At 46.2% G+C, this 26,445-nt stretch carries 22 protein-coding genes, 1 tRNA gene and 1 rRNA gene; 8 read left to right on the top strand and 16 right to left on the bottom strand.

Going from position 1 to position 26,445, the window contains the following annotated elements:
- Positions 1-3: 3 nt before the first annotated feature.
- Genes gspL through gspC form a run of 10 tightly spaced genes read right to left on the bottom strand, consistent with a single transcriptional unit; the run spans position 4 to position 9,972 of the window.
- Complete coding sequence (gene gspL, locus HLM86_RS18380; RefSeq protein ID WP_170883680.1) at positions 4-1,218, bottom strand: type II secretion system protein GspL; 1,215 nt, start codon at positions 1,216-1,218, stop codon at positions 4-6.
- Positions 1,181-2,206 (bottom strand): type II secretion system minor pseudopilin GspK, encoded by a 1,026-nt coding sequence (gene gspK / locus HLM86_RS18385; protein ID WP_076589081.1) that lies wholly within the window; start codon positions 2,204-2,206, stop codon positions 1,181-1,183. The genes gspL and gspK overlap by 38 nt, the downstream gene beginning before the upstream one ends.
- A complete protein-coding gene (gene gspJ, locus HLM86_RS18390; RefSeq protein WP_076589082.1) occupies positions 2,196-2,855 on the bottom strand; it encodes a type II secretion system minor pseudopilin GspJ in 660 nt (219 codons plus the stop codon). Before gspJ ends, gspK begins: the two co-directional genes overlap by 11 nt.
- A complete protein-coding gene (gene gspI, locus HLM86_RS18395; protein ID WP_076589083.1) occupies positions 2,842-3,198 on the bottom strand; it encodes a type II secretion system minor pseudopilin GspI in 357 nt (118 codons plus the stop codon). The genes gspJ and gspI overlap by 14 nt, the downstream gene beginning before the upstream one ends.
- Positions 3,185-3,787, bottom strand: a complete 603-nt coding sequence (locus HLM86_RS18400) for a prepilin-type N-terminal cleavage/methylation domain-containing protein (protein WP_076589084.1) — start codon at positions 3,785-3,787, stop codon at positions 3,185-3,187. The genes gspI and HLM86_RS18400 overlap by 14 nt, the downstream gene beginning before the upstream one ends.
- 35 nt (positions 3,788-3,822) lie before the next feature.
- Positions 3,823-4,266 carry a type II secretion system major pseudopilin GspG gene (gspG, locus tag HLM86_RS18405; protein WP_076589085.1) on the bottom strand — a complete coding sequence of 148 codons (444 nt, stop codon included), beginning with the start codon at positions 4,264-4,266 and terminating at the stop codon, positions 3,823-3,825.
- 51 nt (positions 4,267-4,317) lie between these two features.
- Positions 4,318-5,541 (bottom strand): type II secretion system inner membrane protein GspF, encoded by a 1,224-nt coding sequence (gene gspF, locus HLM86_RS18410; protein ID WP_170883679.1) that lies wholly within the window; start codon positions 5,539-5,541, stop codon positions 4,318-4,320.
- Positions 5,541-7,025, bottom strand: coding sequence for a type II secretion system ATPase GspE (gene gspE / locus HLM86_RS18415; RefSeq protein ID WP_076589087.1), 1,485 nt, complete (start codon positions 7,023-7,025; stop codon positions 5,541-5,543). The genes gspF and gspE overlap by 1 nt, the downstream gene beginning before the upstream one ends.
- Positions 7,025-9,058 carry a type II secretion system secretin GspD gene (gspD, locus tag HLM86_RS18420; RefSeq protein ID WP_076589088.1) on the bottom strand — a complete coding sequence of 678 codons (2,034 nt, stop codon included), beginning with the start codon at positions 9,056-9,058 and terminating at the stop codon, positions 7,025-7,027. Before gspD ends, gspE begins: the two co-directional genes overlap by 1 nt.
- Positions 9,059-9,105: 47 nt before the next feature.
- The gene (gspC, locus tag HLM86_RS18425; RefSeq protein ID WP_076589089.1) at positions 9,106-9,972 is read right to left on the bottom strand and encodes a type II secretion system protein GspC; all 867 of its coding nucleotides are present in this window, start codon (positions 9,970-9,972) and stop codon (positions 9,106-9,108) included.
- Positions 9,973-10,230: 258 nt separating this feature from the next.
- Between gspC and hslR the strand changes: the two genes are divergently transcribed.
- The 4 genes from hslR (at position 10,231) to HLM86_RS18445 (ending at position 15,534) form a co-directional block, all read left to right on the top strand.
- Positions 10,231-10,617 (top strand): ribosome-associated heat shock protein Hsp15, encoded by a 387-nt coding sequence (gene hslR, locus HLM86_RS18430; protein ID WP_076589090.1) that lies wholly within the window; start codon positions 10,231-10,233, stop codon positions 10,615-10,617.
- Between the two features lie 62 nt (positions 10,618-10,679).
- Positions 10,680-11,561, top strand: coding sequence for an Hsp33 family molecular chaperone HslO (hslO, locus tag HLM86_RS18435; RefSeq protein WP_076589091.1), 882 nt, complete (start codon positions 10,680-10,682; stop codon positions 11,559-11,561).
- Between the two features lie 332 nt (positions 11,562-11,893).
- Entirely contained in the window at positions 11,894-13,522 is a 1,629-nt protein-coding gene (gene pckA, locus HLM86_RS18440) for a phosphoenolpyruvate carboxykinase (ATP) (RefSeq protein ID WP_170883678.1), read from the top strand.
- A gap of 116 nt (positions 13,523-13,638) precedes the next feature.
- On the top strand, positions 13,639-15,534 hold the full coding sequence (locus HLM86_RS18445; protein ID WP_170883677.1) for an AsmA family protein: 1,896 nt from the start codon (positions 13,639-13,641) through the stop codon (positions 15,532-15,534).
- Between the two features lie 2 nt (positions 15,535-15,536).
- Here HLM86_RS18445 and HLM86_RS18450 read toward each other — a convergent pair whose 3' ends face one another.
- From HLM86_RS18450 to typA, 4 genes are all read right to left on the bottom strand, one after another.
- Positions 15,537-16,463 carry a bifunctional GNAT family N-acetyltransferase/hotdog fold thioesterase gene (locus tag HLM86_RS18450; RefSeq protein ID WP_076589094.1) on the bottom strand — a complete coding sequence of 309 codons (927 nt, stop codon included), beginning with the start codon at positions 16,461-16,463 and terminating at the stop codon, positions 15,537-15,539.
- 53 nt (positions 16,464-16,516) lie between these two features.
- The gene (gene dtd, locus HLM86_RS18455; RefSeq protein ID WP_170883676.1) at positions 16,517-16,951 is read right to left on the bottom strand and encodes a D-aminoacyl-tRNA deacylase; all 435 of its coding nucleotides are present in this window, start codon (positions 16,949-16,951) and stop codon (positions 16,517-16,519) included.
- Positions 16,923-17,837 carry a virulence factor BrkB family protein gene (locus HLM86_RS18460; RefSeq protein ID WP_170883675.1) on the bottom strand — a complete coding sequence of 305 codons (915 nt, stop codon included), beginning with the start codon at positions 17,835-17,837 and terminating at the stop codon, positions 16,923-16,925. Before HLM86_RS18460 ends, dtd begins: the two co-directional genes overlap by 29 nt.
- Before the next feature lie 521 nt (positions 17,838-18,358).
- Entirely contained in the window at positions 18,359-20,188 is a 1,830-nt protein-coding gene (gene typA, locus HLM86_RS18465; RefSeq protein WP_076589097.1) for a translational GTPase TypA, read from the bottom strand.
- Between the two features lie 480 nt (positions 20,189-20,668).
- On the opposite strand from typA, the gene glnA reads away from it, so the two are divergent.
- The 4 genes from glnA (at position 20,669) to add (ending at position 26,011) form a co-directional block, all read left to right on the top strand.
- Positions 20,669-22,078, top strand: a complete 1,410-nt coding sequence (glnA, locus tag HLM86_RS18470) for a glutamate--ammonia ligase (RefSeq protein WP_076589098.1) — start codon at positions 20,669-20,671, stop codon at positions 22,076-22,078.
- A 296-nt stretch (positions 22,079-22,374) separates the two neighbouring features.
- The gene (glnL, locus tag HLM86_RS18475; protein ID WP_076589099.1) at positions 22,375-23,421 is read left to right on the top strand and encodes a nitrogen regulation protein NR(II); all 1,047 of its coding nucleotides are present in this window, start codon (positions 22,375-22,377) and stop codon (positions 23,419-23,421) included.
- A 37-nt stretch (positions 23,422-23,458) separates the two neighbouring features.
- Positions 23,459-24,862, top strand: a complete 1,404-nt coding sequence (gene glnG / locus HLM86_RS18480; protein ID WP_076589100.1) for a nitrogen regulation protein NR(I) — start codon at positions 23,459-23,461, stop codon at positions 24,860-24,862.
- Positions 24,863-25,006: 144 nt separating this feature from the next.
- Entirely contained in the window at positions 25,007-26,011 is a 1,005-nt protein-coding gene (add, locus tag HLM86_RS18485; RefSeq protein WP_170883674.1) for an adenosine deaminase, read from the top strand.
- A gap of 132 nt (positions 26,012-26,143) precedes the next feature.
- Here add and HLM86_RS18490 read toward each other — a convergent pair.
- A tRNA-Ser gene (locus HLM86_RS18490) sits at positions 26,144-26,234 on the bottom strand.
- 89 nt (positions 26,235-26,323) lie between these two features.
- A 5S ribosomal RNA gene (gene rrf / locus HLM86_RS18495) occupies positions 26,324-26,439 on the bottom strand.
- Between the last annotated feature and the right edge of the window lie 6 nt (positions 26,440-26,445).

Here is a 26,445-nt window from a genome sequence, read left to right on the forward strand (position 1 = left end):
CTCTCATAATTGTTTAAGCACAAAAGTGCCATTGACGAGTGCACCTGACCGACTTAATGGTCCTTCCTCAACGCTGAACTGAGTGGCCAATAACTCTTTCGCTTTTGCGAAGATTGGAAAGTCATCGCTCTGTACCTGCACTCTAACCTCTCCCCTTTCCCCATCATACTTAAAGCTGGTGAGTTTGAGACCCGGGACCTGTGCCATGACTTGGGGCATTTTAACCATCCATTCCAACACCGATTCTTGGCTTCCCCCTCCCTTTAAACGATTTTCCTCGTTCGTCATTTGCTGCTTGAGGTACTTGACGTTAGGAATTCTACTTTTGCTGGTCACCTGACGGAAAATACGCTCACTTTCTTGACGGTAGGCTCGTGCTTGAGCTTCAGCACTTTGTATCTCAAGCCAGCTATCGATGTTGAGTATCGTGAGAAGAACACCCGCGGCAATCGCCACTTTGCGCCACACCTTCAGATGACGTCCAAAGGATGACTTGGGTTTAAAATCACCCGACAACAAATTAATTTTACTTTTGACGGCCTGTTCAGCCAACATCTGCATCACTAACTGCGGCGGTGCATTACGCCAATGTTGCTCATCAGATAAGGCTAACGTAGGAAGGGGTGAAAAGGCCTCCAACGGAAGGTATTCTTGGTCTCGCTTAACCCAATCGGACTGAGCCAATAAAGGCAACCAATCTTTCTCAATACTCACTGCATTGTAAATGTCTTTCTTTACCAGCCAATGGCCATCCAGTTCGACGGCCGCCAGACCGCCTTGTTCACCATTGGGCAAAGCTAACGCGTCAGGCATCACCTTACGAATGTTAAACCCTAGTGCTTTTAGCTCCGATAACACCGACTCTAGCCAGCTATAATCAATGCCACAGACATGGGCCTGACCATTTTGTTTGGCTAACACAGTAAAATGCAGTTGATCAACGTCTTGGGCGATGTCATCTTCCAACATGAACGGCAACATAGAATCAAGCTTACGATGAGCTCCAGCTGGAATCTCAAGGCGCGTGAGCACCAAATTTGCAGCAGACACCAAAATCATCACCTGACGTCCCTGAGCATAAGTGGCGAGTTCGGCTAAGTCCTGCTGATCTTGCAGTTCACCACTCGCGATCACTTCCTTTTGGTTTTCTGACCAAACCAGCCATTGAATCGCTGCTGTTTTACTTTTGCTCAGCCGAACGATTAGAAACTCGTTCACTGATCCCTCCAAAGCGACGGCGTACAACCGTTGCAGTTTCTCGATTATTACTAAATAACAGGCTGCGAATCCGCACCCTGGATTTATCGACTAATACCTCAGCATCCAGCTCAAAATAAGCACTGTCTACGGTTAGGTATCCTTTTACTTTTTTCTGCATGTCTGCGCTGATATCGCTCAGAGCAGATTGACTGAAAAAGTCATTGATAGAGGCCCAACCATCGGGTCCTCGATTTTCTAAAACTTGCTTGGCTTGAGCCGTACTCAGGTTCGGGTAAAACATCGCCGTAAGTAAAGCCGCATGTTCTACAGAAAGCGTATTAACGTTTAAGCGAAAGTCCGAGGTCGGCAAGGCGCAGACATAGTCTTTCACTTTTTCCATCACGTCCCCACCCACCTGATTAATCGCGCGAAGTTCACTGCTGTCTGCCATCAACGTATTCGCACTCAGGTAAGCAGGCGATAGTGACTCATAATAGCTGTCTTCCACCCCTAAAGAGGCGTTGACGGAATCATTACTATCGACGTATTCCCAGACCGACTGTGCAATGATTTCGGACTGATAATTATCGACCTCTAACTCTTCCAGTAGATGTTGAAACTTTTCTACCAAAAATGGAGGTTGTGTGGACCCGGTTGTTTGCGAAGCTTCCGCCAAGGCATTGAGGTTGAAACAAGCTTGCGCATCGTACATCTTGCCATTCAGTGTACCGTAGTCTAACGTTAAACCCGACAGTTCTTTCGCCCAAGGTTGGGACAAATTAATGCTTTCATCATTGTCTTTATAGCTTTGCTCAATCCCTTTTTTCGCCAACGCTTCCACCCCCAAGCTGTACCAATAAGCTTGCTGATAGTTAATCTGGTTACTCGCGCGTTTAAACTGGCTAAACAAACGATCTGCCATACTGGCTGCCATACTGACCATAACGGCCAATAATAACAAAATGACGATCAATGCAACACCACGCTGAGATTGCTTAGCTCTCATCCTTTTTCCCCTGAGCGCTAGTGCTGCTTACTTCACCTTGCGCCGTCAGATAAATGCGTTCAATTTTACCGTAGTCCTTTAACATGAGAGCCACTTCGATCGCTTGAGGCAGCACCGCCTTTTTATCCCACTCTGTTTTCCACTCTGAACCATCAAAAAACTTGACCTTAAAAGTATCGACGTTGTCAATCAGCGGCATAACGATACCCTGCTGGCCTGCGGGTGTATCAACGTACCGCCACCAGACACGCTCAAGCACATCATCTTTTATTCGATAACCGACCTTACTGATTTCGCCTCGAGGAAACTGCTGCTGTGGGTTATACCATCCCAAGCGAGTAAACATGATGCCATGAGCATCCGAATCAAGAAGATACTCTTTCCATTGCAGTAAAAGGCCATTAGTACTTTCACCATTGGTTCGAGTTTGGCGCAAAGCTATTTGGCGAAAGTCACTGTCCATAAAGACCAGCGTTCGCTGAAGCGTCTTGAGCCTCTCACTGCGTTCCAAAGAGATCGCATTGCTACGTTGCACTTGATTGAGTACTTGATAAGCGCCGACGCTTAAGCTAGCAAAAATCGCGATCGCGACAAGCACTTCAATAAGCGTGAAACCTCGTTGAGTCGTCATCGTTTTATTTCGCCACATAACTTCTTACCGTGACCACGGGATCACTTTTCGCGCTGGTTGCCACTTTTACATCAAACGCCTGCAATATATCCCCAGCGGTTTCAACTGGCTCCACAAACCAGAACCATTCACGTCCGGCCAATTCATCTTTTCCTTTCTTTTTGCCCAATTTATCGCCAGATAGCATCACTTTGGCCATCTGATTATCAGCCACCATCGCAGCAAACGTTTTTTCTTCTAGATAGCTCAGTGTATTTAGGTGCTGGCTCACAGAACGAATCGTTGCAATTGCCGCAGTAGCAAAAATAGCCAAGGCCACCAACACTTCCAGCAATGTCATACCGCGACTAGCTTTCATCATCAGTCTCTCCCGGCGCCAAGAGGATTACTTGGCCACTTTCCTTTGCTACAACTTTCCATGCGTCTTGATCCAGCGAGCCAGATTGCGGAGAAATCGACACTGAAAATGGGGTCACTTCGCCACTTGAAACAATAAATACTTGCGGTGGACGTAATTTTTTCTTGTCTTCTTGATCGGCAAACATCTCCTCATCAAATAGACTGCTCGGCTTGAAAAGACGATCATCGTCTCCCCAGGCCCCACCTCCCAGTACCAGCTTGATGTCAACACCATCGGAAAGTACTGTCTGATAAGGGATTTGTTCAATATCTAATTTTTGCCAGCCTTCACTTTCAAGCGTCATCAGGTAGTACGCCGACTTTTTCTCATCAACCCGTAACCCAAAATCACGACCACTCAGTATCGCTTCTTCATTGAGTAGTAACACTCGTTGAAAAAGAGATTTGGCTTGTTTTTCAGCATTATCTTTTGAGCTGGTGGGCAAAGTCGAAATGACCGCCACGGAAGCCAGTGACATCAGGACCAGCACCAGTAAGATTTCCAGTAAAGTAAAGCCGGAAGCTGATGGATTCGAATAACGTCGACGCATGATTAAAAAGGGCGGCGAAAAGCGCCGCCTTTGTCTCACTGAAAGTCCTGGATATTCCAGTTTCCAATATCAGCATTGATCCCTTCACCACCTTCCTGACCACCAGCGCCAAGTGTGAAGATATCAATATTGCCATTGTCACCGGGACTTAGGTACTGATAGTCGTTACCCCACGGGTCGGTAGGAAGACGTTTGATATAACCACCTTCGCGATAGTTGCGAGGCTCAGGACTGGATGGCTTATTAACCAAAGCTTCTAACCCTTGATCCGTTGTCGGATACACGCTGTTGTCTAACTTATACATATCCAACGCATTTTCCAGAGCAACAATATCCGTAATGGCTTTTTGTTGATCCGCTTTTTCTTTATTGCCCAGTAGATTAGGAACAACAAAGCTCGCCAAAATACCTAAAATGACAACAACAACCATCACTTCTAGAAGAGTAAAGCCAGACTGCTTGTTCATGTTTCTTTTCATTAGTATCTCCAAAATAAAATCCACTAAGACGTAAAATCACCCTCAGTATGACTATCCACTCATTAAGTTGTTCATTTCTAAAATTGGCATTAGCGTCGCCATCACGATAAATAAAACTAATCCCGCCATCAACGCAATAAGAAAAGGCGTAAAAACCCCTAGCGCAATATTCACTGTGGATTCAAAACTTGAGTCTTGGTTGTCCGCCGCCCGTGTGAGCATGCCTTCAAGCTGACCACTCTGTTCACCGCTCGCAATCATGTGCAACATCATAGGGGGAAACAGCTTAGTCTGCTCCAGCGATTTACGAAGACTCGCCCCTTCTCTAACGTTGTCGGTCGCGACAAGCACCTGCTGCTTGACATAATGGTTCGGCATCACATCAACCGCGACCTTCATTCCTTCAAGGATCGGTATCGCACTTGACGTACAAATCGATAAGGTCCTAGCAAATCGAGAGGTATTCAGACCTCGCGATATTTTGCCTAACATGGGCATATGGACAATTTTCTTATCCCATTTCAAGCGTAAATTCGGCTGACTTAACGCGAATCGGACAAGGTAGACTGCTGCGGTAAACGCGACCAGCACATGGATACCCCAATGCTGAATAAACTCACTAGACGCCAACAAAAACTGAGTCGACTGAGGTAATGTCTGCCCCATTTGAACAAACTGTCCAACTATTTTAGGCACCACCGCAGCAAGTAAAAATGCAACAATACCAACGGCAAAAACAACCAGTACGATGGGGTATATCATCGCCTGCATCAGTTTAGAGCGCATTTTCTGACGGTTTTCCGCATAATCCGCTAAACGCTCTAGGACCGAGTCTAAATGGCCAGATTTCTCGCCCGCCGCCACCATTGAACGAAACAGATCATCAAAAATGTGAGAGAAATCAGCGAGGCTGTCGGACAAGGTATAACCCTCGGTGACTTTTGACCTCACCGCCATAAGCATTGTACGTATTCGAGGTTTTTCTGATTGTTCAGAGACCGCTTTTAAACACTCTTCCAACGGCATCCCCGATTGAACCAAGGTTGCTAATTGTCGCGTGATCAACGCCAACTCAGGCGTACTGATGCCGCGCTTAAAACTCACACCCGACTGATCTATCTGCTTTTTGGCTTTTTGGCGGGTTTCTGTTACTTCAACAGGCATAAGCCCCTGTTCTTTCAGGCGCGTTCTGACCTGACGGGCATTATCACCTTCTATCACCCCTTTCTGGGTCTTACCTTTTTTATTAAGGGCTTTATATTCGAACGCCGCCATTAGCTTTCCTTAGTGACCCGCATCACCTCTTCCAAAGAAGTAATGCCCTTACGAACTTTGCTCAGACCATCATCACGAATGCTGGGCGTATAACTTCGAATCGCTTTATCGATCGCTTGCTCACCAGCTTCACTGTGGATCTGCTCCTGCACGTTTTCATTCACCACCAAAAGTTCATGAATTCCGGTCCGGCCACGGTAACCTTTGTTATTACAGTGCTCACAACCCTGCGGTTTATAGAGCACTAATGTGTCGCTCTTGTCTAGATTGAACAGCTTTTTGGTTTCTGAATCAGCCTCATAGGGCGTCTTACAATCAGAGCACAAGGTTCTCACCAAGCGCTGAGCCAAAACACCAAGTAACGAAGAGGAGATCAAAAATGGCTCAATGCCCATATCACGCAAACGGGTTATCGCCCCTACCGCTGTATTGGTGTGCAGCGTAGACATAACGAGGTGACCCGTTAATGAGGCTTGAACCCCTATCTGAGCGGTTTCCAGATCACGAATTTCCCCCACCATGACCACATCTGGGTCTTGACGGAGAATCGCTCTCAGTCCTCGAGCAAAAGTCATATCAACTTTGGGATTGACCTGTGTCTGACCAATACCGTCAATATCAAATTCGATCGGGTCTTCAACCGTCAAAATATTACGCTCATTACTGTTCAGTTCTTGCAAACCCGCATACAAGGTTGTCGACTTACCCGAACCCGTCGGGCCTGTCACCAAAATAATACCATGTGGACGAGCAATCATTGCCCGGAAGGTTTGATGGTTGTCTGCTGTCATCCCGAGGCTGTGTAAATCAAGACGCGTTGCATTTTTATCCAGAAGGCGCATCACCACGCGCTCACCATGAGATGATGGCATAGTCGACACACGCACATCGACCGCTCGACCACCAATGCGCAAAGATATTCGGCCATCCTGTGGGACCCGTTTCTCGGCAATATCCAACTTAGCCATGACTTTGACACGAGACACCAGCAGGGGCGCTAATTTACGGCTGGGTGACAGAACATCACGCAACACACCATCAATACGAAAACGAATAGAAAGCGCTTTTTCAAACGTTTCAATATGTATATCGGATGCCCCTTCTTTGATTGCTTCACCTAGCATGGCATTGATCAGCTTGATAATGGGCGCATCGTCATCGGATTCAAGTAAATCTTCATCCTGAGGTAAGTCTTCGGCCAATGAGAAAAAGTCATCATTGTCCGCACCGAGATCTTCCATCAACTGACGAGCTTCTGAAGAGTCGCGCTGATATGCTTCTGTCAGCTTGGTATCAAACGCCTCTTTAGACAATTCACACAGTTCAAAATGATCACCGACAACTCGTTTAACCTCAATCAAGGCTTCAAAGGCCAAAGGGGACACATAGTAAAGTACTAACCCTTTCTCATCAGTTTCAAGCACGAGTTGAAACCGATTTGCAAAACCAAAAGGTAACCGGCGGAAAGTGACAAGTTCATCCATCAGTTGGCTTCCATCTGATCTAAAAAGGCCTGAATCTCCGCTGGGTGGCGAATCTCTTCACCAAATTTTGGCAGGACTGGCGTTTGGACATCTTCCATCAGCTTGAGACCCTTATCCGCTTTATAAAGCTGTTCAGCGCGAATAAAGTTATATTTTCTCTGTGTGATGCCATCAGCCGTCACCCCATCACGAATGATGGTAGGCTTAATAAATACCATCAGATTTGATTTCTGCTTTTGAGTACTGGTGGATTTAAATAGACGCCCGAGGTATGGAATATCCCCTAGCAGTGGCACCTTGGACTCGCTCTCTTGTGCACGCTCGTCAATCAAACCACCAAGCACAATCATCTGACCATCTTCGACCATTACCGAGGTGTTCAATTGACGTTTAGCAAAACTCACATCGACAGCGGCGTTACTGGTCGCAGGAATCACACTCGACACTTCTTGTTCTATCTGAAGCTGAACCGAGTTGCCTTCATTGATTTGTGGCACAACTTTAAGCTTGATCCCGACTTCCTTACGATCAACCGTTTGGAAAGGGTTATCGTTATTCGAACCAGCAGCAGAGCCCGTGATTACCGGAATTTCTTCACCAACGATAAAAGACGCTTCGCCATTATCCATCACGGTGATACTCGGAGACGACAAAATATTCGAACTAGTGTCACTGGAAACCGCACTGATTAAAGCCGTCCAATCGCCCATAACCACACTTAAAGCGGCCCCATTCACGCCAGACAAAGCGGAGGCCAAAGAGGTATAATCACCATCTGTTTTGGCATCATAATAATTGGTGATATTACCACTGCTATCGTATACAGGTTTTGACTCTGTTGATCCTTTGGCCTCTTCTAGTCCGACCATAACACCACCAATCGATGCCCCGGCATTGCCATACTGAATCACAGCTCCCGTATCAAGAGAACCCCATTGCACACCAAGGTTGATGCCGTCACCTTCTGACATTTCAACAATCAGAGCTTCGATCAAGACCTGTGCACGGCGTATATCCAACTGAGCAATCACATCCTGAAGAGCATTCATAATATCGGGCGGAGCCGTCAGGACCAAAGCATTGGTGCCAATGTGGGCCGAAATCATAACTTCACCACGTTTGGCGCCTGTGGCTTGTTTGCTGCCCGTGGATTTTTCAGCTTGTAGATTTTCCGACACACCTTTCAGTACATCGACCAACTCATCAGCCTTGGCATACTTCAAATAAACGACGCGGTTATTGCCCTTGGTTGCCATCTCGACATCCAATTGCTTAATGAGCTTACGCAGACGGTCACGAACCCGAGGATCACCAGAAATTAAGATTGAGTTAGTACGATCATCCGCCACTAACTTGGGTTTCAAAAACGCTGGTGTGCTTTTTGTATCGGTCGTTTTATTCAGCGCTTCGACAATTCGAACCATTTCAGCAGCAGACGCATTATCAAGCTCGACCACTTCGATCTCTTTATCGCCAGCTTGATCAACCCGTTTAATGATATCGGCCAAACGGTTAACAACGGCGGCGCGTCCGGTAATAAGAATAATGTTAGCGGGATCGTAATGCACCACGTTACCCGCTCCAGCATTGTCATTGAGCTGGCGCAGCAGTGGGGAGAGCTCTCGTACGGACACATTGCGTACCGCAACCACTCGAGTCACGACCGCATCACCTTTAACAGTGCCATCACCAACGACAGGTATCGCCGATGTTTTCGCGTCTTTGGCTTTAATGACTTTAACGACACCATTGTCCATTTCAACCACGGCAAAGCCATAGACTTCGAGCACGTTTAAAAAGAAACTGTAGTACTGCTTTTCTGACAGCATGTCATAGCTGCGCACGTCGATTTTCCCACGAACGGAAGGGTCGACTATGATGGTTTTTTCCAGATTACGGCCAACAATATTAATGAATTCTTGAATATCGGTGCCTTTAAAGCTCGCGCTGTATTCATTTGCTATTACTAGTGCAGGTGACGTCAACAAGCTCCCTGCTAAAAGCCAAGTGCTTTTCTTAAGCCAATGGTTCACTCTCTACTCCTCGAAATGATTCACGCGTCTGCATTTCTGTATTATTGTTAAAATCCAATATAGATTTCATAAGACTGGCCTTCTCTTTCTACCGTCAAGTTAAACTCGGTTAATTGAGACATATTATTAAAAATTTCAGCCATGGAGGCTGGGTTGCTGAGATCAAGGCCATTGATTTGTGTCGCAATATCACCGGGCTTTAAGCCAACGGATTCAAAAAATTCACCCTCTTTGCCTGGAGTCAGGCGGTAACCCAAGATCTCGCCGTTTCTTTTTACCTGAGCCATACTGACGTAGTTGTATATTTTTTTTGTATCTTTACGCAGCAATGCTCTAACTTCTTCCAGCTTATCCTTAGCCACCTCAGCGCCAACGGATGAACTCTTTGGTAGAATCTGAGGTTTCTTGGTGTACTCCAGCCCTTCAAGCATCACGGTTTCATTTCTGCCCGAATTATCAACAATAATGCGATCGTACAAGACGTCAACGACGGTCGCTCGGGTGCCTTCAAGTGTTTCCCCAACGCCGTAAGTTGCCTGCTGACCGCGGCTGGCAATCACCGCCAGACTTTGCTCAGCGTTACTGCTCGTTACTACGCCGACTAGCACCACATTGAGGCGGCTTTTTGGCGCCTCCGTAACAACCGGTTTTTTTACGGCGGGGGCCTGTGCTTGATAACGACCAAACAAATGACTATTTTGCAATTCTGTCGTATTGAGTGACGATTGCTTGGAACTCGAACCCTTTGTCGAAGACGGCTGCCACGCAATCACTGACGTAGATTCCATGGGTTTCCAAATCAACGCCCCAGCAACCCAAGCCGTGGCGACCATCAAAACAATCATCGTTACAGAGCTTATTCGGTCCTGATTTTTCAAAAAGCGGTCCGGTTGAATAACACCAAGTATGTTCACTCACAATCCTCTTGCCAACCCACTGGCAGCGCGATGCTAAATAATCTTTACCAAGCAAAGTACGGCACTTTAAAGTCGCATTTTTCATTGAACCCAGCATTCTAGCAAAATATGCAACAGGCTAAATAGTTAAAGGGTAATTAACATTTAAAACCGTCAAATTCTACCTTAATACCTTGAAAAATGCGCGCTCCATCACCATTGTTAGTTCAATAATTTGGCACAAGATTTACCATTAGTCAGAGGCTAGTATTGAAAATGGGTTCCCAAACTGAAGCAGTAAGACTCGATAAATGGCTCTGGGCAGCACGTTTTTATAAAACTCGCTCTATCGCCAGAAACATGGTCGATGGCGGAAAAGTTCACTATAATGGCCAGCGTAGCAAGCCCAGTAAAACGGTTGAACTCGGTGCTCTAGTTTCTCTTCGTCAAGGTCAAGAAGAAAAGACCGTTATCATAGAAAGAATTTCCGATCAGCGCCGAGGCGCCCCCGAAGCGCAAACTCTCTATGTCGAAACCGTTGAAAGTCTCAAAAAGCGCGAAGAAAATGCGGATCAAAAAAAGCTCCATGCACACAATCCAAGCCCAGATCGTCGCCCTGATAAAAAACAACGTCGCGACATTATCAAATTTAAACATCAGTAAATACTCGTCATACTGCACTAGGATGACGGGCATCAGTACCAAACGTACGAGGAAATGCTTACATGGCAAACAATGTTCTAAACCGCTACCTTTTTGAAGACCTGTCTGTACGTGGTGAGTTGGTGCAACTGGATGAAACTTATCAGCGTATTATTTCGAGCAAAGATTATCCGGCGCCCTTACAAAAGCTCATGGGGGATCTTCTGGTTTCAACCACATTGCTTACCGCAACTCTTAAATTTGAAGGTTCCATCACAATGCAGTTGCAAGGTAAGGGGCCAGTTTCGTTAGCGATTATCAATGGTGACAACGACCAAAAAGTTCGAGGCGTCGCTCGCTGGGAAGGAGAAATTCCTGATAACGCAACCATTCACGACATGATGGGTAAAGGCTATCTCGTCATTACAATCGAGCCGAAAAAAGGCGAACGTTATCAAGGTATCGTCGCGCTTGATGGTGACAACCTTGCCGAGATTATTGAAGGTTACTTTGGAAATTCAGAACAGTTGAAAACCCGCTTGTGGATCCGCACGGGAGAACACCAAGGAAAACCAAAAGCAGCAGGCGTTTTGATTCAAGTGATGCCCGATGGAACCGGTTCACCCGATGACTTTGAACATCTGGAACAACTGACCAATACCGTAAAAGATGAAGAGTTGTTTACCCTAGATGCCAATGAATTGCTTTATCGTCTTTATAACCAGGAAAAAGTACGTCTCTTTGACCCTCAACCTGTCGAGTTTCATTGTGGTTGCTCTCGTGAGCGCAGCGGCGCCGCCATTATCACGATAGATCGAGCTGAAATTGACGATATCCTGTCTGAATTAGGCGCCATTTCTTTGCATTGCGACTATTGCGGCACCGATTACACATTCAATGAAGCGCAAGTCACCGAACTTTTGTCTCAATCCCAACAAGATTCAGGCAATAATACACTGCATTAATTCTCTTCCCATAAAAAGCATGTAATTTACCCTTCAAAAAACCCACTAATAGTGGGTTTTTTGTGATCTACACGACGCAAAAAACCGATTGCAAAGTAATTTAGCAACTTCTTAATTTTAGATAAATAATAATCACTTTCTTGTGGCGCAATCCTTTGCGTGCACGATACACTAGCCCCGCCAAGATGTGATGCGTCGCTTAGCTCCACAGTCTAGTCGGGGTGTTTTATGAACGACCTCCCTGTTTTCTAAGAGCCTCATTGCTAACATGGTGAGCAGATAAAAATGACAACATAATTAACCCCTACAAAATATTCCTACAAGGAGCACCTATGACCGTTATGGAACATGCAAAGGCTGCAACAATTGATCTTACCAAACATGGGATTCACAACGTAAAAGAGGTGGTTCACAACCCAAGTTACGACGTACTGTTCAACGAAGAAACTCGTGCTGATCTTGACGGTTATGAGAAAGGCATCATCACGGAACTTGGTGCCATTTCTGTCGATACCGGTATCTTTACTGGGCGCTCACCGAAAGATAAATACATCGTCAAAGATTCCACGACTGAAGAACACATGTGGTGGACCTCCGACGCCGTTAAAAATGATAACAAGCCTATCAATCAAGAAGTGTGGAGTGACCTTAAGCAACAAGTCACTGACCAACTCTCAGGTAAACGACTCTTTGTTATGGATGGTTACTGCGGTGCTAACCCAAATTCACGTCTTAGTATTCGTGTGATCACTGAAGTGGCATGGCAAGCGCATTTCGTTAAAAACATGTTCATTCGTCCAAGTGAAGAGGAGCTTGCCAACTTCGAGCCTGATTTTGTTGTGATGAATGGCGCTAAGTGCACCAACCAAAACTGGCAAGAACAGGGCCTGAATTCAGAAAACTTTACTGTATTCAACCTAACTGAGCGTATGCAATTGATTGGCGGGACCTGGTATGGCGGCGAAATGAAGAAAGGCATGTTCGCGATGATGAACTACTTCTTACCGCTGCAAGGTATTGCCTCGATGCACTGCTCTGCCAACATGGATGAAAAGGGGGATGTCGCGATCTTCTTCGGTTTGTCCGGTACAGGAAAAACAACCTTATCTACCGACCCCAAACGCGCGCTGATCGGTGATGATGAGCATGGTTGGGATGATGACGGTGTATTCAACTTTGAAGGTGGCTGCTACGCCAAAACCATCAAACTATCCAAAGAAGCTGAACCCGACATTTACAACGCCATTCGCCGAGATGCTTTGCTCGAGAATGTCACCGTGCTCAATGACGGCTCAATTGACTTTGATGATGGTTCAAAAACAGAAAACACCCGTGTTTCTTACCCGATAGAACACATTGAAAACATTGTTAAACCTGTTTCTAAAGGCGGTCACGCCAACAAGGTTATTTTCCTATCGGCTGATGCCTTTGGCGTGCTTCCCCCCGTTTCCAAGTTGACGCCGGAACAAACCAAGTATCATTTCTTATCTGGCTTCACCGCCAAACTGGCTGGAACAGAGCGCGGTATTACCGAACCCACGCCAACTTTCTCAGCGTGTTTTGGTGCGGCATTCCTAACGTTGCATCCGACCAAATACGCGGAAGTTCTGGTTAAACGTATGGAAGACGCAGGCGCTGAAGCGTATCTGGTTAATACTGGCTGGAACGGCAGTGGAAAACGCATTTCCATTCAGGATACACGTGCCATCATTGACGCAATCCTAGATGGTTCTATCGAGCAAGCGCAAACGAAACATATTCCAATTTTCAATCTCGAAGTACCTACCGCGCTGCACGATGTTGATTCTAACATTCTGGACCCTCGTGATACTTATGCTGAACCAGAGCAATGGGAAAGCCAAGCCAAGGATCTCGCGAAAAGATTTATTAATAATTTTGATAAATACACAGATAATGCAGAAGGAAAGGCATTGGTTTCCGCAGGACCTCAGTTGGACTAACGCTTCACCCTCTCAGCAATAATAGAACTAGGCCCCTCTGCAGAGGGGCTTTTTTATTGCTTGATAAGATAAAATGTTCCAAGCTAGCTAAATCTGTTTACGCAAGGTTGAAAATCGTGAAGAAAACACTGCTGATCACTAGCATCGTACTGGTTTGTCTGCTCAGTTTGCCACTACTGACCATTTTTACCTTAATGAAGACTCAGTATGCAAACAATGTCATTAATCTGATCTCTCAGCACTTCACCCCCTACTCCATCACGGTTGGCCAAGCGGTTTACACTCCACCCTATCAATTCACGTTTGAAGATGTCCTCATTGATTCTCAACCCAAAGCGATACAAGTCCCTAAACTCACCATATGGCTCGATCGGTCTTTTCTTCTAGGTAAAAAACTGTCTCTTGACTCAGTGCTTATTGAAGGCGCTAACTTGAGTATAAAGCAGTTGAATTCAACCCTGTTGCGAACACTTAATATCGAACAGTTGGCACTAAAACACTTAGATATCACTGCACCGACCTGGTCTGCCCGAGATGTCAGCCTCCAGATCATTAAACCGCAGTGGGGATCAGACGAACAGGACTTGCCCTATGGCAATATTCAACTATCAACCAAACAACTTTATGTCGATGGAGAAGCATTTGACGATCTTTTGATTGACGCTCAATACCAAAAACAAGATAGCACAATATATGGCGCATCGTTTAAATGGCAGAATGCCGATGTTTCTGGTCAAGCCGAACAACTGGGTCTGAAGTGGTCACTGATCAATGTCACGGTGAATAGACTCAATCTTGACAACAACACTCAGATTGACAAATTATTCTCCTCACTGCGTACCCTCAATGTCCCCGTCAATCATATTAATAGTCTTGATGTACTCGATAGCAATATCCACTTCAAAGGCTGGCAATTCACGCAACTGGATGCCTCATTTGAAAACCTTCTGCTAGATCATTCAATTTGGGACCAAAGTAAAGGGGTCATGTCTTTTAACGCAGAAAGTGCAAACTATGGCAAGCTGCGCTTCCTATCGCCCTCAGCACAGTTAAGTTTTGACCCCAACAGACTCTCTGTGAATGAATTCGATGCCGACTTTAAGCAAGGGCGGGTGCAATTGTCGGGGGTGGTGAAACCCGAGGAAATCGCCTTACAGCGCCTCGACGTTTCCGGTGTAAAATGGACCGAAGATACGGATCAACTTATGGCGCTCATTCAGAGCTCTCCACTCAGTTTAGAGACTTTCAGTATTGATGAGCTAGATATCCACAACATTCAGTTCATTCAGGTCGAACACCGCCCCTATTGGCAGGTTTCAGGGCTCAATATCGAGGGTAAGCACCTCACACTTATTGAGCAACAACAAACAGGGCTCTTTAATGGTAACTTGGAACTCAGTGTCAGCAATGCAAGTGTGGACAAAGTCCTCACGACACAAGCGTTGGTTCAAGCACAAGCAGAGAATGGCAACATCACATTAAAACGTGCTTTCATTCCGTTAGCCAGTGGGTACATTGAAGCCAACGGTAAATGGCAACGCGAGCTGCTGAGCGAACCTTGGACACTCAGCGTTCATGCCGATGGGTTACCACTCGACAACCCCAACCTCCAAGAGAGACTCCCCTTCGACGTGACAGGACTGGCAGAAATTAAGCTAGAACTCAGTGGGTTGTCCGGAGACTACAGAATGTTGGCACACAGTTTAAGTGGCTCAGTCAACGTGGATTTACATAGCACGCAGATCGCGTATCGAGACGACGAGACGAACGCTGTTTTCCAGCAACGCTGGCCGCTGGATAATTTACTCCTAAGCGCCGATCGAGGACGAATAACTATCAACGCTCACAGTGATAGTGCGCAATTGGCTGGCCGTATTGACCTCACTAAACCTCAATTTGGGTCCCTCATTTTCACCACTCAACAAGGCTGTCAACGCTTATGGTCTGATGTTATCGCCTTAAAATCGGTGGTAAAAGAGATGTGTGGTAACACCCCCAACCATTCACCTTGAGATCATTTCTCGGGGAGGTCCAATGCCGACCTATAATTTGGTAACAGCATATAGGTGCCAATAAACTCAACGGCCTCCGTCTCGCCACTATTGATAATCACATGGATGACGATCCGTGCTTTTCTGCCAGACGCTAAACGGTCCAGATCACCGCTGATCCCATCAAGAGAAGTCGAAGCAACTGGGTTCTGTGTGACTGGATGTCGGTAACGGATTTGGCTGTCAGCTAATACAATATCCCCCGTTAAGCCCCGCTCTTTCATAAGCAACCAAGTCATCCCCCAGCCCGTGAGTGTCGCCAAAGTAAAGGCTGAGCCAGCAAACATGGTATTGTGAGGATTAAGGTTAGGGTTGAGCTGGGAGCAACACTCAAACTGGTATCCCGTATATTGATTGATTTTAATGCCCATTTTGTCACTTATCGGGATCTGATTTTCCCAACGTTCCTGAAGCTCTTTACACCACTCCGGTTTCCTCAAAACATTGGCCATCGGGTCGAGTTTCTTCACCATTTGCTGGTGTCGTAATGGCCCTCGTTCGTCATTCACCTCACCTCGACGCTCAAAGCCATTGTTTTCATAAAAAGAAATCGCATCTTCACGCGCATTACACACAATGCGCTTTGCACCTTCCTGTCTAGCTAAAGACTCCAGTGCGACCATCACCAACGAGCCCATACCTTTACCACGGCGATTGCCCTTAACGGCCATGTAACGGATCTGAGCCTCACTGTCTGGTGTGATATATAAACGACCAATTGCCATCGGCCTTCCTCGCCCATCGACAATCATGCGATGATGACTCATAGGGTCATATTCATCACGTTCAGAACCAATCGGCATGCGCCAAGGCTCACGAAGCATCTGCCATCTAAAATGGTAATACTTGTTTAGTTGGTTGTCCGTTTTCGGAGTGATCAGCTTAAACATAAAAATCCTTTTATTGGAAAGACGTACCGCCTTTCTCTAGCCATTCGATATCATTATACCTGCAGCCAGAACGTCACTGGGCCATCATTAACCAAAGAGACTTCCATATCCGCCGCAAAACGCCCTCGTTCCGTTGGCAAAACTTGCTCACAGTGATCAGCAAAGACATCGTACAGTCGTTCTGCATCGGTCGGATGCGCGCCACGAGAGAACCCCGCTCGCGTCCCTTTATTTGTATCAGCCGGTAGAGTGAACTGAGAAACCACTAGCACTTTACCTTCAACTTGCTTCACATTAAGGTTCATTTTACCTTGTCCATCAGCAAAGACGCGGTAAGTGGTCACACGCTCCATCAAACGTTGAGCTTTGGCTTCATCATCGCCCTTTTCTACACCCAAAAAAACAAGTAGCCCTCGGTCAATTTGACCCACGACATCCTCATTCACTGTTACCGAAGCTTTACTGACTCTTTGAATTAGCGCTATCACTACGTTGCACCTCTTGCGACCTGTCCTCTATCTCGACGGAGTGTACCATTTCTGGCTCTTCACTCCACAATTCTCGCTCTCCCAAGGCTGCGGTGACTTCAGCACCAATCAACACAATCAACCAGCACAGATAGACCCAGACAAACAAAATTGGGATCGCGGCCAAAGCACCATAAATAAGTTGATACGAAGGAAACTGGGTGATGTACAAAGCAAACCCTTTTTTACTCGCTTCAAATAAAAGTGCTGCAACCACAGCACCAATTGCAGCATTAGACACCATCACTTTCTTATTCGGAACCAGTAAGTACAACCCCATAAACGCGAAAAAAGACAGCAAAAATGGCAACCAGCTTAGTAAAACCTCATACACGCTTGAAATCGTCTCGCTATCAAGGATTTTCAAGGAAGTGATATAAGATGTCGCCGCAATACTGGTTCCGACCATAATCGGACCTAATGTCAAAACCATCCAGTACATCGAAAAAGAAAACATCACACGACGTTTATGCTGTATCCGCCAAATGTAGTTCAAATTTTTGTCGATATTAGAGATTAGCATCAGCGCAGCCACGAAAAGAAATCCCCCGCCGACCGCACTCATTTTTCCAGTATTGGCCACAAATTCAAACAGGGCCCCTTTCACCACATCACCCGCGGCTGGAACAAAATTCATAATGACAAAGTCTTGAATCGCTGTTCCCGCATTTTCAAATACCGAGAAGGAAGAGAGCACTGACAATAGTACGGTCAACATGGGAACGATAGAAAGTAGAGTAATGTAGGCCAAATACCCAGCATTGATGTTGATTCTATCGTGCCCCATTCGGCCAAGAAGATAACGTAAGAATGCGATGCTTTGCTTAGTCAATAATTGGATGTTCAACGTAATTTCCCTTAGCGCTCATAGAGCAAAAAATCGCCCCATCTTGCAGCACTCACTGGCGAATGTATTGTCGCTTTATACCCAAATCAAATCTCTGCCCGCCAATCACGTTTCAAAACGAGACAGCTCGCTGCTGACTTGCTGTGTTAACCGCTCACTTGGCCAGCTAGAGGCCAATGACATCAGATGAGCGAGTCCTACCGTATCAGTGCCTCAAACCGGAGAAAGTAATACAACACTGGCCCGAAGAGCAACTGGTTGCATTATAATAACACTCTCGACGCTGGAGACGACAATTTTAGGTCGAGAAGTGGACCTCCAACTCGGCGACCCCCAATATTGGGATTCATGACCGATTGAACACCAGCTTCCCAAAAAAGGCGATTGGTATTGTTGTCACTCGTTTTAGCGCCGAAGAGACACTCTAAGCAACGCTTTATAAAAACGTGGCATACTCGTTTTAAACGTGCAAAAAAAAGCCCTGAGCGATGCTCAGGGCTTAACGTTTCCACTTTCGGTTCTTACTTAGCTGAACGTGAAGCGCGCTTGCGATCACTCTCAGTCAGGAACTTCTTACGGATACGAATGCTTTCAGGTGTTACTTCCACCAGCTCGTCTTCATCAATAAACTCGAGAGCTTGCTCTAGCGTATGTTTGATAGGCGGCGTCAGTACCTGCGCATCATCCGTTCCCGATGCACGTACGTTCGTCAACTGTTTGCCTTTTAACGCATTCACAGTCAAATCATTGTCACGGCTATGGATACCGATCACCATACCTTCATAAACATCAACACCATGGCCAATAAATAAGCGACCACGCTCTTGTAGGTTAAACAGTGCGTTAGTCAGCGCTTTACCTGCTGCGTTAGCAATCAAGACACCGTTAATACGCTGACCAATATTGCCGCCTTTGTGCGGGCCATAATGATCAAATGTATGGTAAAGAAGACCAGAACCTGAGGTTAGAGTCATGAACTCTGTTTGAAAACCAATGAGACCACGTGAGGGCATATCAAAGTCCATTCGCACTCGCCCTTTTCCGTCAGGGGCCATGTCTTTAAGCTCACCCTTACGCAGACCAATGTTTTCCATGATACCACCTTGATGTTCTTCAAGAACATCAATCGTGACCGTCTCAAATGGTTCCATCAACTGACCATTTTCTTCTTTGATAATGACCTCTGGACGAGACACTGCAAGCTCAAATCCTTCGCGACGCATGTTCTCGATCAGAATAGACAAGTGAAGTTCACCACGGCCTGACACTCGGAATTTGTCTGGATTATCGGTTTGCTCAACGCGAAGAGCCACGTTATGCACAAGTTCTTTCTCTAGGCGTTCAAGGATATTACGTGACGTAACAAATTTTCCTTCTTTACCCGCAAATGGTGAGGTATTCACTTGGAATGTCATCGTCACTGTTGGTTCATCAACAGATAGAGCAGGTAACGCTTCGACATGACTCTGAGCACAAATCGTATCAGAAATTTTCAGTTCACCTAGGCCGGTGATCGCAATAATATCACCCGCATTCGCTTGCGTGACTTCATGGCGGTCAAGGCCAAGATAGCCCATCACGGTGCCCACTTTACCATTGCGCGTCTTACCATCCGCACCGACGACAGTCACCTGCTGGTTAGGTTTAACACTACCTCGAGTCACACGGGCAACACCAATCACGCCCACGTAAGAACTGTAATCCAACTGAGAGACCTGCATCTGCAATGGTCCGTCTAGATCAACTTCAGGTGCAGCCACTTCCTCAACGATCGTTTTGAACAGGGGCTCCATGTTTTCGCCAGTTTCGCCTTCTTCAAGGGCCGCCCAGCCATTCAGTGCTGATGCATAAACGACTTTAAAGTCTAGCTGTTCATCGGTAGCGCCTAGATTATCAAACAAGTCGAAAACTTGGTCCATAACCCAATCAGGGCGAGCACCAGGGCGGTCAATTTTGTTAATGACAACGATTGGCTTGAGGCCGTGAGCAAACGCCTTTTGAGTCACAAATCGAGTTTGTGGCATAGGACCGTCAACCGCATCAACAATAAGCAGCACCGAGTCTACCATCGACATAATACGCTCTACCTCACCACCAAAATCGGCGTGTCCAGGGGTATCTACGATGTTAATGTGGTAGTCGTTCCAGTTGATTGCCGTATTCTTAGCCAGTATGGTAATACCGCGCTCTTTTTCGATATCGTTGGAGTCCATGACTCGCTCTTCAGCTTCGCCGCGAGACTCTAAAGTACCTGATTGCTGGAGTAGTTTATCAACCAGTGTCGTTTTACCGTGGTCAACGTGCGCGATGATCGCGATATTTCTTAATTTATCAATCTGTGGAGTAGCCATGGATTTGATTCGCTCGATAGAAGTAGCCCGCCGCCTCAGAGTGAGAAATTAACAACGCGCTTACTTGATTAAAAAAACGGCCATAATGTACCAGATTCTAGCGAAAAACCCAGAAATATGTGATCTGATACGTTGGTTTTCTGATGCTGACGATGAAAATAAGCGTCATCTATCGGTTTATGGCAGCATTGTTGGGTGATAATAGTGGCGAATAACAATTGAATAGAATACGCTTTGTTGCATATTGGTGCGCTAACTTATGATGCACCAACTTTGTGCAATTACTGTTTTTTTGGTGCAACACATGGTGTAGAACTTATTGATTACGGTGTAAATCATTGATTTTAAAAGTCTATTTTTTTGGCATGGTTTTGGCTTAGTTAACAATACATCGATTAATACGGTTGTCGTCCATTCAACGCTGAATTAATGCGTCAAACTCGTTCATACCAATTTAAATAACACTGGAGGTTATCCGACATGTCAGTAGAAAACGTCTTATCGCTGATCCAAGAAAATGAAGTTAAGTTTGTAGACCTGCGCTTTACTGATACAAAAGGCAAGGAGCAGCATATCTCTATCCCTGCTCACCAAATCGATGCAGACTTTTTCGAAGAAGGTAAAATGTTCGATGGTTCCTCAGTCGCGGGCTGGAAGGGCATTAATGAATCCGATATGGTCATGATGCCAGACGCTTCATCTGCGGTCTTAGACCCATTCACAGAGGATGCAACGTTGAATCTGCGTTGTGATATTCTCGAACCAGCAACCATGCAAGGCTACGACCGTGACCCGCGCTCTATTGCCCAACGTGCTGAAGACTTCATGCGTTCAACCGGCATCGCCGACACCGTTCTGATTGGACCTGAACCCGAGTTTTTCCTTTTTGACGATGTCAAATTTGCCACAGATATGTCTGGTTCATTTTTCAAGATCGACGATGTAGAAGCCGCTTGGAATACAGGCTCTGACTACGAAGAAGGCAACAAAGGTCACCGCCCTGGTATTAAAGGAGGTTACTTCCCAGTAGCGCCAGTAGACTCTTCTCAAGATATTCGCTCCGCCATGTGCCTTATCATGGAAGAAATGGGCCTTGTAGTTGAAGCTCACCACCATGAAGTTGCGACGGCTGGGCAAAACGAAATTGCCACTCGATTCAACACACTCACGTCAAAAGCCGATGAGATTCAGATATATAAGTATGTCGTACACAATGTCGCCCACGCGTTTGGCAAAACCGCGACGTTCATGCCAAAACCCATTGTTGGTGACAACGGCAGTGGCATGCACGTTCACCAATCTCTCGCAAAAGATGGCGTAAACCTGTTCGCGGGAGATAAGTACGGGGGTCTGTCTGAAATGGCCTTGCACTACATTGGCGGTATTATCAAACATGCCCGTGCTATCAACGCTTTCGCCAACGCTTCAACAAACTCCTATAAGCGGTTAGTACCCGGTTTTGAAGCACCCGTAATGCTTGCGTATTCGGCACGTAACCGTTCCGCATCGATTCGTATTCCAGTGGTACCAAGCCCTAAAGGGCGTCGTATCGAGGTGCGCTTTGGTGACCCATCGGCAAATCCATATTTGTGCTTTGCAGCCATGTTGATGGCTGGCCTTGATGGCATCAAGAACAAAATTCACCCTGGTGACGCCATGGACAAAGACCTCTACGACCTTCCAGCGGAAGAAGCAGCAGAGATCCCAACGGTTGCTTACTCGCTTAAAGATGCGCTGGAATGCCTCAATTTAGACCGTGAGTTCCTCACTGCTGGTGGCGTCTTCTCCGACGACTTTATCGATTCATACATCAACCTTAAGTCTCATGATGTAGAACAAGTGAACATGACTACCCACCCACTTGAGTTTGAATTGTATTACTCGGTTTAACTCCGCGTAGCAATATCCCCGATCTCAAAGCCCACCCAATTATTGGTGGGCTTTTTCATGAAATAGCGTCTCTACCCACTCATTTTTCATTGACCCAGATTATTTTTAGATAGAAATCTATATAGGCAAGATTATTGCATCGTCACTAAAGAAGGTCGAATAAGGGGGCTAAACCCAAAGAACCTGTCACGAACAGACTTTTTTCTTCTGCTTCATTGTCCATTAGGCCATACTTGGAGCGAACGTCGCACCAATCTGGTGCATCGCGCATTTTAAGGTTAACATGAGGTAAAACCGTGAGCAGCCCACTCGATAATATTATACTCAATCATCAGGTCACTGCTGTATTGATCATGAACGAGTCGCTTCACATCCATTATGCCAACCCTGCATCAGAACAGTTGTTTTCACAGAGTGCAAAACGAATTGTTGATCAGCCTCTATCCAAACTCATCCAACATGCTTCAATGGACTTAGCCCTACTGTCCCAGCCTCTTCAAAGCGGTCAGAGTATTACAGATAGTGATGTCACGTTTGTTGTCGATGGTAAACCGCTGATGTTAGAAGTAACCATCAGCCCAATCTCATGGAATAAGGAACTGATGCTTTTAGTGGAAATGCGAAAAATAGGACACCAACGACGCCTGTCTCAAGAGCTCAATCAGCATGCTCAGCAACAAGCCGCAAAATTGCTCGTACGTGGCCTCGCCCATGAAATTAAGAACCCACTTGGCGGTTTACGCGGCGCAGCCCAGTTGCTGGAGAGAACACTACCAGACCCTTCCTTAACCGAATACACCCAAATCATCATAGAGCAGGCAGACCGATTACGTTCGTTAGTGGATAGACTACTTGGCCCACAAAAACCAGGTCAAAAGACCACTGAAAATCTGCATTTAGTTCTAGAAAAAGTGCGTCAACTGGTCGAGCTGGAAGGCTCTCGGCCCGTCACTATTGAACGTGATTACGACCCCAGCTTGCCGGAATTTTTAATGGACTCAGATCAAATTGAGCAAGCGTTTCTCAATATCGTCAGTAACGCTGGACAAATGATTCAAACACAGCAAAACGGCCAGATCACTATCCGCACCAGAACAGTGCATCAGGCCAATATACACGGTCAACGCTACAAGCTAGCCGCGCGTATCGAGATTATCGACAATGGGCCAGGTATTCCTACCGAACTGCAAGACACACTGTTTTACCCCATGGTCAGTGGTCGAAAAGGAGGCACGGGAATGGGCCTCTCTATTGCTCAAAATTTGATTGACCAACATCAGGGAAAAATTGATGTCGAAAGTTGGCCAGGGAAAACCACATTTACTATTTATCTACCCATTTGATTTGGGCGAATTGCATTGATAAAAGGATATATTTTTTATGAGTAAAGGATACGTTTGGGTCGTAGATGACGATAGCTCCATCCGCTGGGTAATCGAAAAAACCCTTTCTTCAGCCAATATCAAATGCGATACGTTCTCCGATGCAGAAAGCGTCTTGATGGCGCTTGAACGCGAAACACCCGATGTATTGGTCTCGGACATACGCATGCCGGGCATCGACGGCCTAGAGCTTCTTAAGCAACTCAATGAACGCTCACCTGAGCTTCCAGTGATTATTATGACGGCACACTCTGATCTTGATGCTGCGGTCAATGCATACCAGAAAGGCGCTTTCGAGTACCTGCCTAAACCCTTTGATGTAGATGAAACCCTCACCTTAGTTGAACGCGCCATCGCTTACCGTCAAGAGCAAAAGCGCGATCAGTCGGGATCGGATAGCCATGACCATAATGCGCCTGAAATCATTGGTAAAGCCCCAGCGATGCAAGAGGTTTTTCGCGCTATCGGAAGGCTTTCACGCTCCTCCATTTCGGTTCTGATCAGTGGGGAGTCGGGTACAGGGAAGGAGCTGGTCGCCCATGCGCTGCATCGGCATAGCCCAAAAGCGAAAAAACCTTTCATTGCTCTTAACATGGCAGCGATTCCCAAAGACCTAATAGAATCTGAACTCTTTGGCCATGAAAAAGGGGCCTTCACTGGTGCAAACACGGTACGACAAGGCCGTTTTGAACAAGCCAATGGAGGGACCTTATTCCTCGATGAGATTGGCGATATGCCTTTAGATATCCAAACTCGACTGTTGAGAGTGCTGGCTGACGGTCAGTTTTATCGAGTCGGTGGCCACGCTCCAATCAAAGTAGACGTCAGAATCATCGCAGCCACGCATCAGCATCTGGAAAAACTGGTCCATCAAGGTGGTTTCCGGGAAGATTTATTTCATCGTCTCAATGTTATCCGAGTTCAAATTCCGGCATTGAGGGAGCGTAAACAGGATATAGAAAATCTAACTCTCCACTTTCTTTCACTTGCGGCTGAAGAACTGAGTGTCGACGTAAAAACTCTTCATGCGTCAACCGTTGATGCTTTGAATCAACTCAATTGGCCAGGTAATGTACGACAATTGGAAAACACCTGTCGCTGGCTGACGGTGATGGCGAGCGGCAGTGAAATATTACCTTCTGATTTACCGACAGAGCTACTCGAAGATAAGTCCAGTGCCATCCAAAGCGATAACACCAGTTGGCAACACCAATTGTCCGATTGGGCAAAGCAATCCCTTTCTCAAGGCGATACCGCTTTACTGGCCTCTGCTCTACCAGAATTTGAACGAATACTTTTAGAGGCCGCATTAGCGCACACCAACGGTCATAAACAAGACGCCGCTAGAGTGTTAGGTTGGGGCAGAAATACCTTAACGAGAAAACTCAAAGAGCTGTACTAAACGAAAATGCTGCGATCATCCAACGTATATCGTTAACATGAGGTAAAAACCACCAAAACAGTGCCATTTTAGCTCTAATTGTTACTGACACTTATAGTTTTGATTCTTATACTTAGCCCAATTCGAACCACTGGAACGGCTAAAATGATAACCAAAACTTTACCATTGACAGATTTGCACCGCCATCTTGACGGAAATATTCGCACCCAGACTATTTTAGATTTAGGCCAAAAGTTTGGCATTGCTCTACCAGCATACGATGTCACATCTCTGACACCTCATGTGCAAGTCGTTGAAACAGAGCCATCTTTGGTTGCTTTTCTATCAAAGTTAGATTGGGGAGTCTCTGTTCTTGGCGATTTAGACGCATGCCGTCGTGTCGCTTACGAGAACGTGGAAGACGCCATGAGAGCAGAGATCGACTACACTGAGCTGCGCTTTTCACCTTACTACATGGCCATGAAACACAAGCTACCGATCGAAGGCGTCGTTGAAGCTGTCATCGATGGGGTACAATCAGGAGTTCGTGACTTCGGCATCCAAGCCAATCTGATTGGGATCATGAGCCGTACTTTTGGTACAGACGCCTGCCAGCAGGAGCTCAATGCCATTCTCAGCCACAAAGATAACATCGTTGCGGTTGACCTTGCAGGCGATGAGCTCGGACAACCGGGTGAACGCTTCGTTACACACTTCACTCAAGTAAAAGATGCTGGTCTAAATGTCACCGTTCACGCTGGCGAAGCCGCTGGTGCTGAAAGCATGTGGCAAGCTATCCAGTCTCTTGGTGCGACGCGTATTGGCCATGGTGTTAAAGCCATTGAAGATCCCAAATTGATGGATTACTTAGCCGACCATCGTATCGGAATTGAATCGTGTCTAACATCAAATATCCAAACGAGTACGGTCGAATCACTCACCCATCATCCCTTAAAACAGTTCTTAGATCATGGGGTACTCGCCTGTCTAAATACCGATGATCCGGCTGTTGAAGGCATAGAGCTACCTTATGAGTACAACGTTGCTGCTCCGCAAGCTGGGCTCTCTCAGGAGCAAATTCGTCAGGCACAAGTTAATGGCCTAGAACTGGCATTCATCTCGGAGACAGAAAAGCAGGCATTGAAAAATAAAGCAGCAAATCGAACATAATGTTTCAAAAACGTTCCTATTGCCGGCTCTAGCCGGCTTTTTTTTATAAACGCAATGAAAAACTCATACCTGACCCACATTCTGTAAACAATGAAAAAAGCCCGTTGCTTTCGCAACGGGCTTATTTAAAAGTGGCGGAGAGATAGGGATTTGAACCCTAGAACCGCTATTAACGGTTGCCGGTTTTCAAGACCGGTGCTTTCGACCACTCAGCCATCTCTCCGCAAATTGTTCCTAAAACTTAGTCTTACTTGATAATGCTATGTTTTAGTTTTGCCTTCAGATTTTGAAAAATCTGAAAACATAAAGTAAACCTGGCGATGTCCTACTCTCACATGGGGAGACCCCACACTACCATCGGCGCTACTGCGTTTCACTTCTGAGTTCGGCATGGGATCAGGTGGGTCCGCAACGCTATGGTCGCCAAGCAAATT

Source organism: Vibrio ostreicida (assembly GCF_013074385.2).
GTDB classification, from domain to species: domain Bacteria; phylum Pseudomonadota; class Gammaproteobacteria; order Enterobacterales; family Vibrionaceae; genus Vibrio; species Vibrio ostreicida.

What these genes read in the sequence shown, in the direction of transcription:
- gspK (WP_076589081.1), bottom strand. Translation starts at nt 2,206, where the DNA reads ATGAGAGCTAAGCAATCTCAGCGTGGTGTTGCATTGATCGTCATTTTG.
- gspJ (WP_076589082.1), bottom strand. Translation starts at nt 2,855, where the DNA reads ATGTGGCGAAATAAAACGATGACGACTCAACGAGGTTTCACGCTTATT.
- gspI (WP_076589083.1), bottom strand. Translation starts at nt 3,198, where the DNA reads ATGATGAAAGCTAGTCGCGGTATGACATTGCTGGAAGTGTTGGTGGCC.
- HLM86_RS18400 (WP_076589084.1), bottom strand. Translation starts at nt 3,787, where the DNA reads ATGCGTCGACGTTATTCGAATCCATCAGCTTCCGGCTTTACTTTACTG.
- gspG (WP_076589085.1), bottom strand. Translation starts at nt 4,266, where the DNA reads ATGAAAAGAAACATGAACAAGCAGTCTGGCTTTACTCTTCTAGAAGTG.
- gspF (WP_170883679.1), bottom strand. Translation starts at nt 5,541, where the DNA reads ATGGCGGCGTTCGAATATAAAGCCCTTAATAAAAAAGGTAAGACCCAG.
- gspE (WP_076589087.1), bottom strand. Translation starts at nt 7,025, where the DNA reads ATGGATGAACTTGTCACTTTCCGCCGGTTACCTTTTGGTTTTGCAAAT.
- hslR (WP_076589090.1), top strand. Translation starts at nt 10,231, where the DNA reads ATGGGTTCCCAAACTGAAGCAGTAAGACTCGATAAATGGCTCTGGGCA.
- hslO (WP_076589091.1), top strand. Translation starts at nt 10,680, where the DNA reads ATGGCAAACAATGTTCTAAACCGCTACCTTTTTGAAGACCTGTCTGTA.
- pckA (WP_170883678.1), top strand. Translation starts at nt 11,894, where the DNA reads ATGACCGTTATGGAACATGCAAAGGCTGCAACAATTGATCTTACCAAA.
- HLM86_RS18450 (WP_076589094.1), bottom strand. Translation starts at nt 16,463, where the DNA reads ATGTTTAAGCTGATCACTCCGAAAACGGACAACCAACTAAACAAGTAT.
- typA (WP_076589097.1), bottom strand. Translation starts at nt 20,188, where the DNA reads ATGGCTACTCCACAGATTGATAAATTAAGAAATATCGCGATCATCGCG.
- glnA (WP_076589098.1), top strand. Translation starts at nt 20,669, where the DNA reads ATGTCAGTAGAAAACGTCTTATCGCTGATCCAAGAAAATGAAGTTAAG.
- glnG (WP_076589100.1), top strand. Translation starts at nt 23,459, where the DNA reads ATGAGTAAAGGATACGTTTGGGTCGTAGATGACGATAGCTCCATCCGC.
- add (WP_170883674.1), top strand. Translation starts at nt 25,007, where the DNA reads ATGATAACCAAAACTTTACCATTGACAGATTTGCACCGCCATCTTGAC.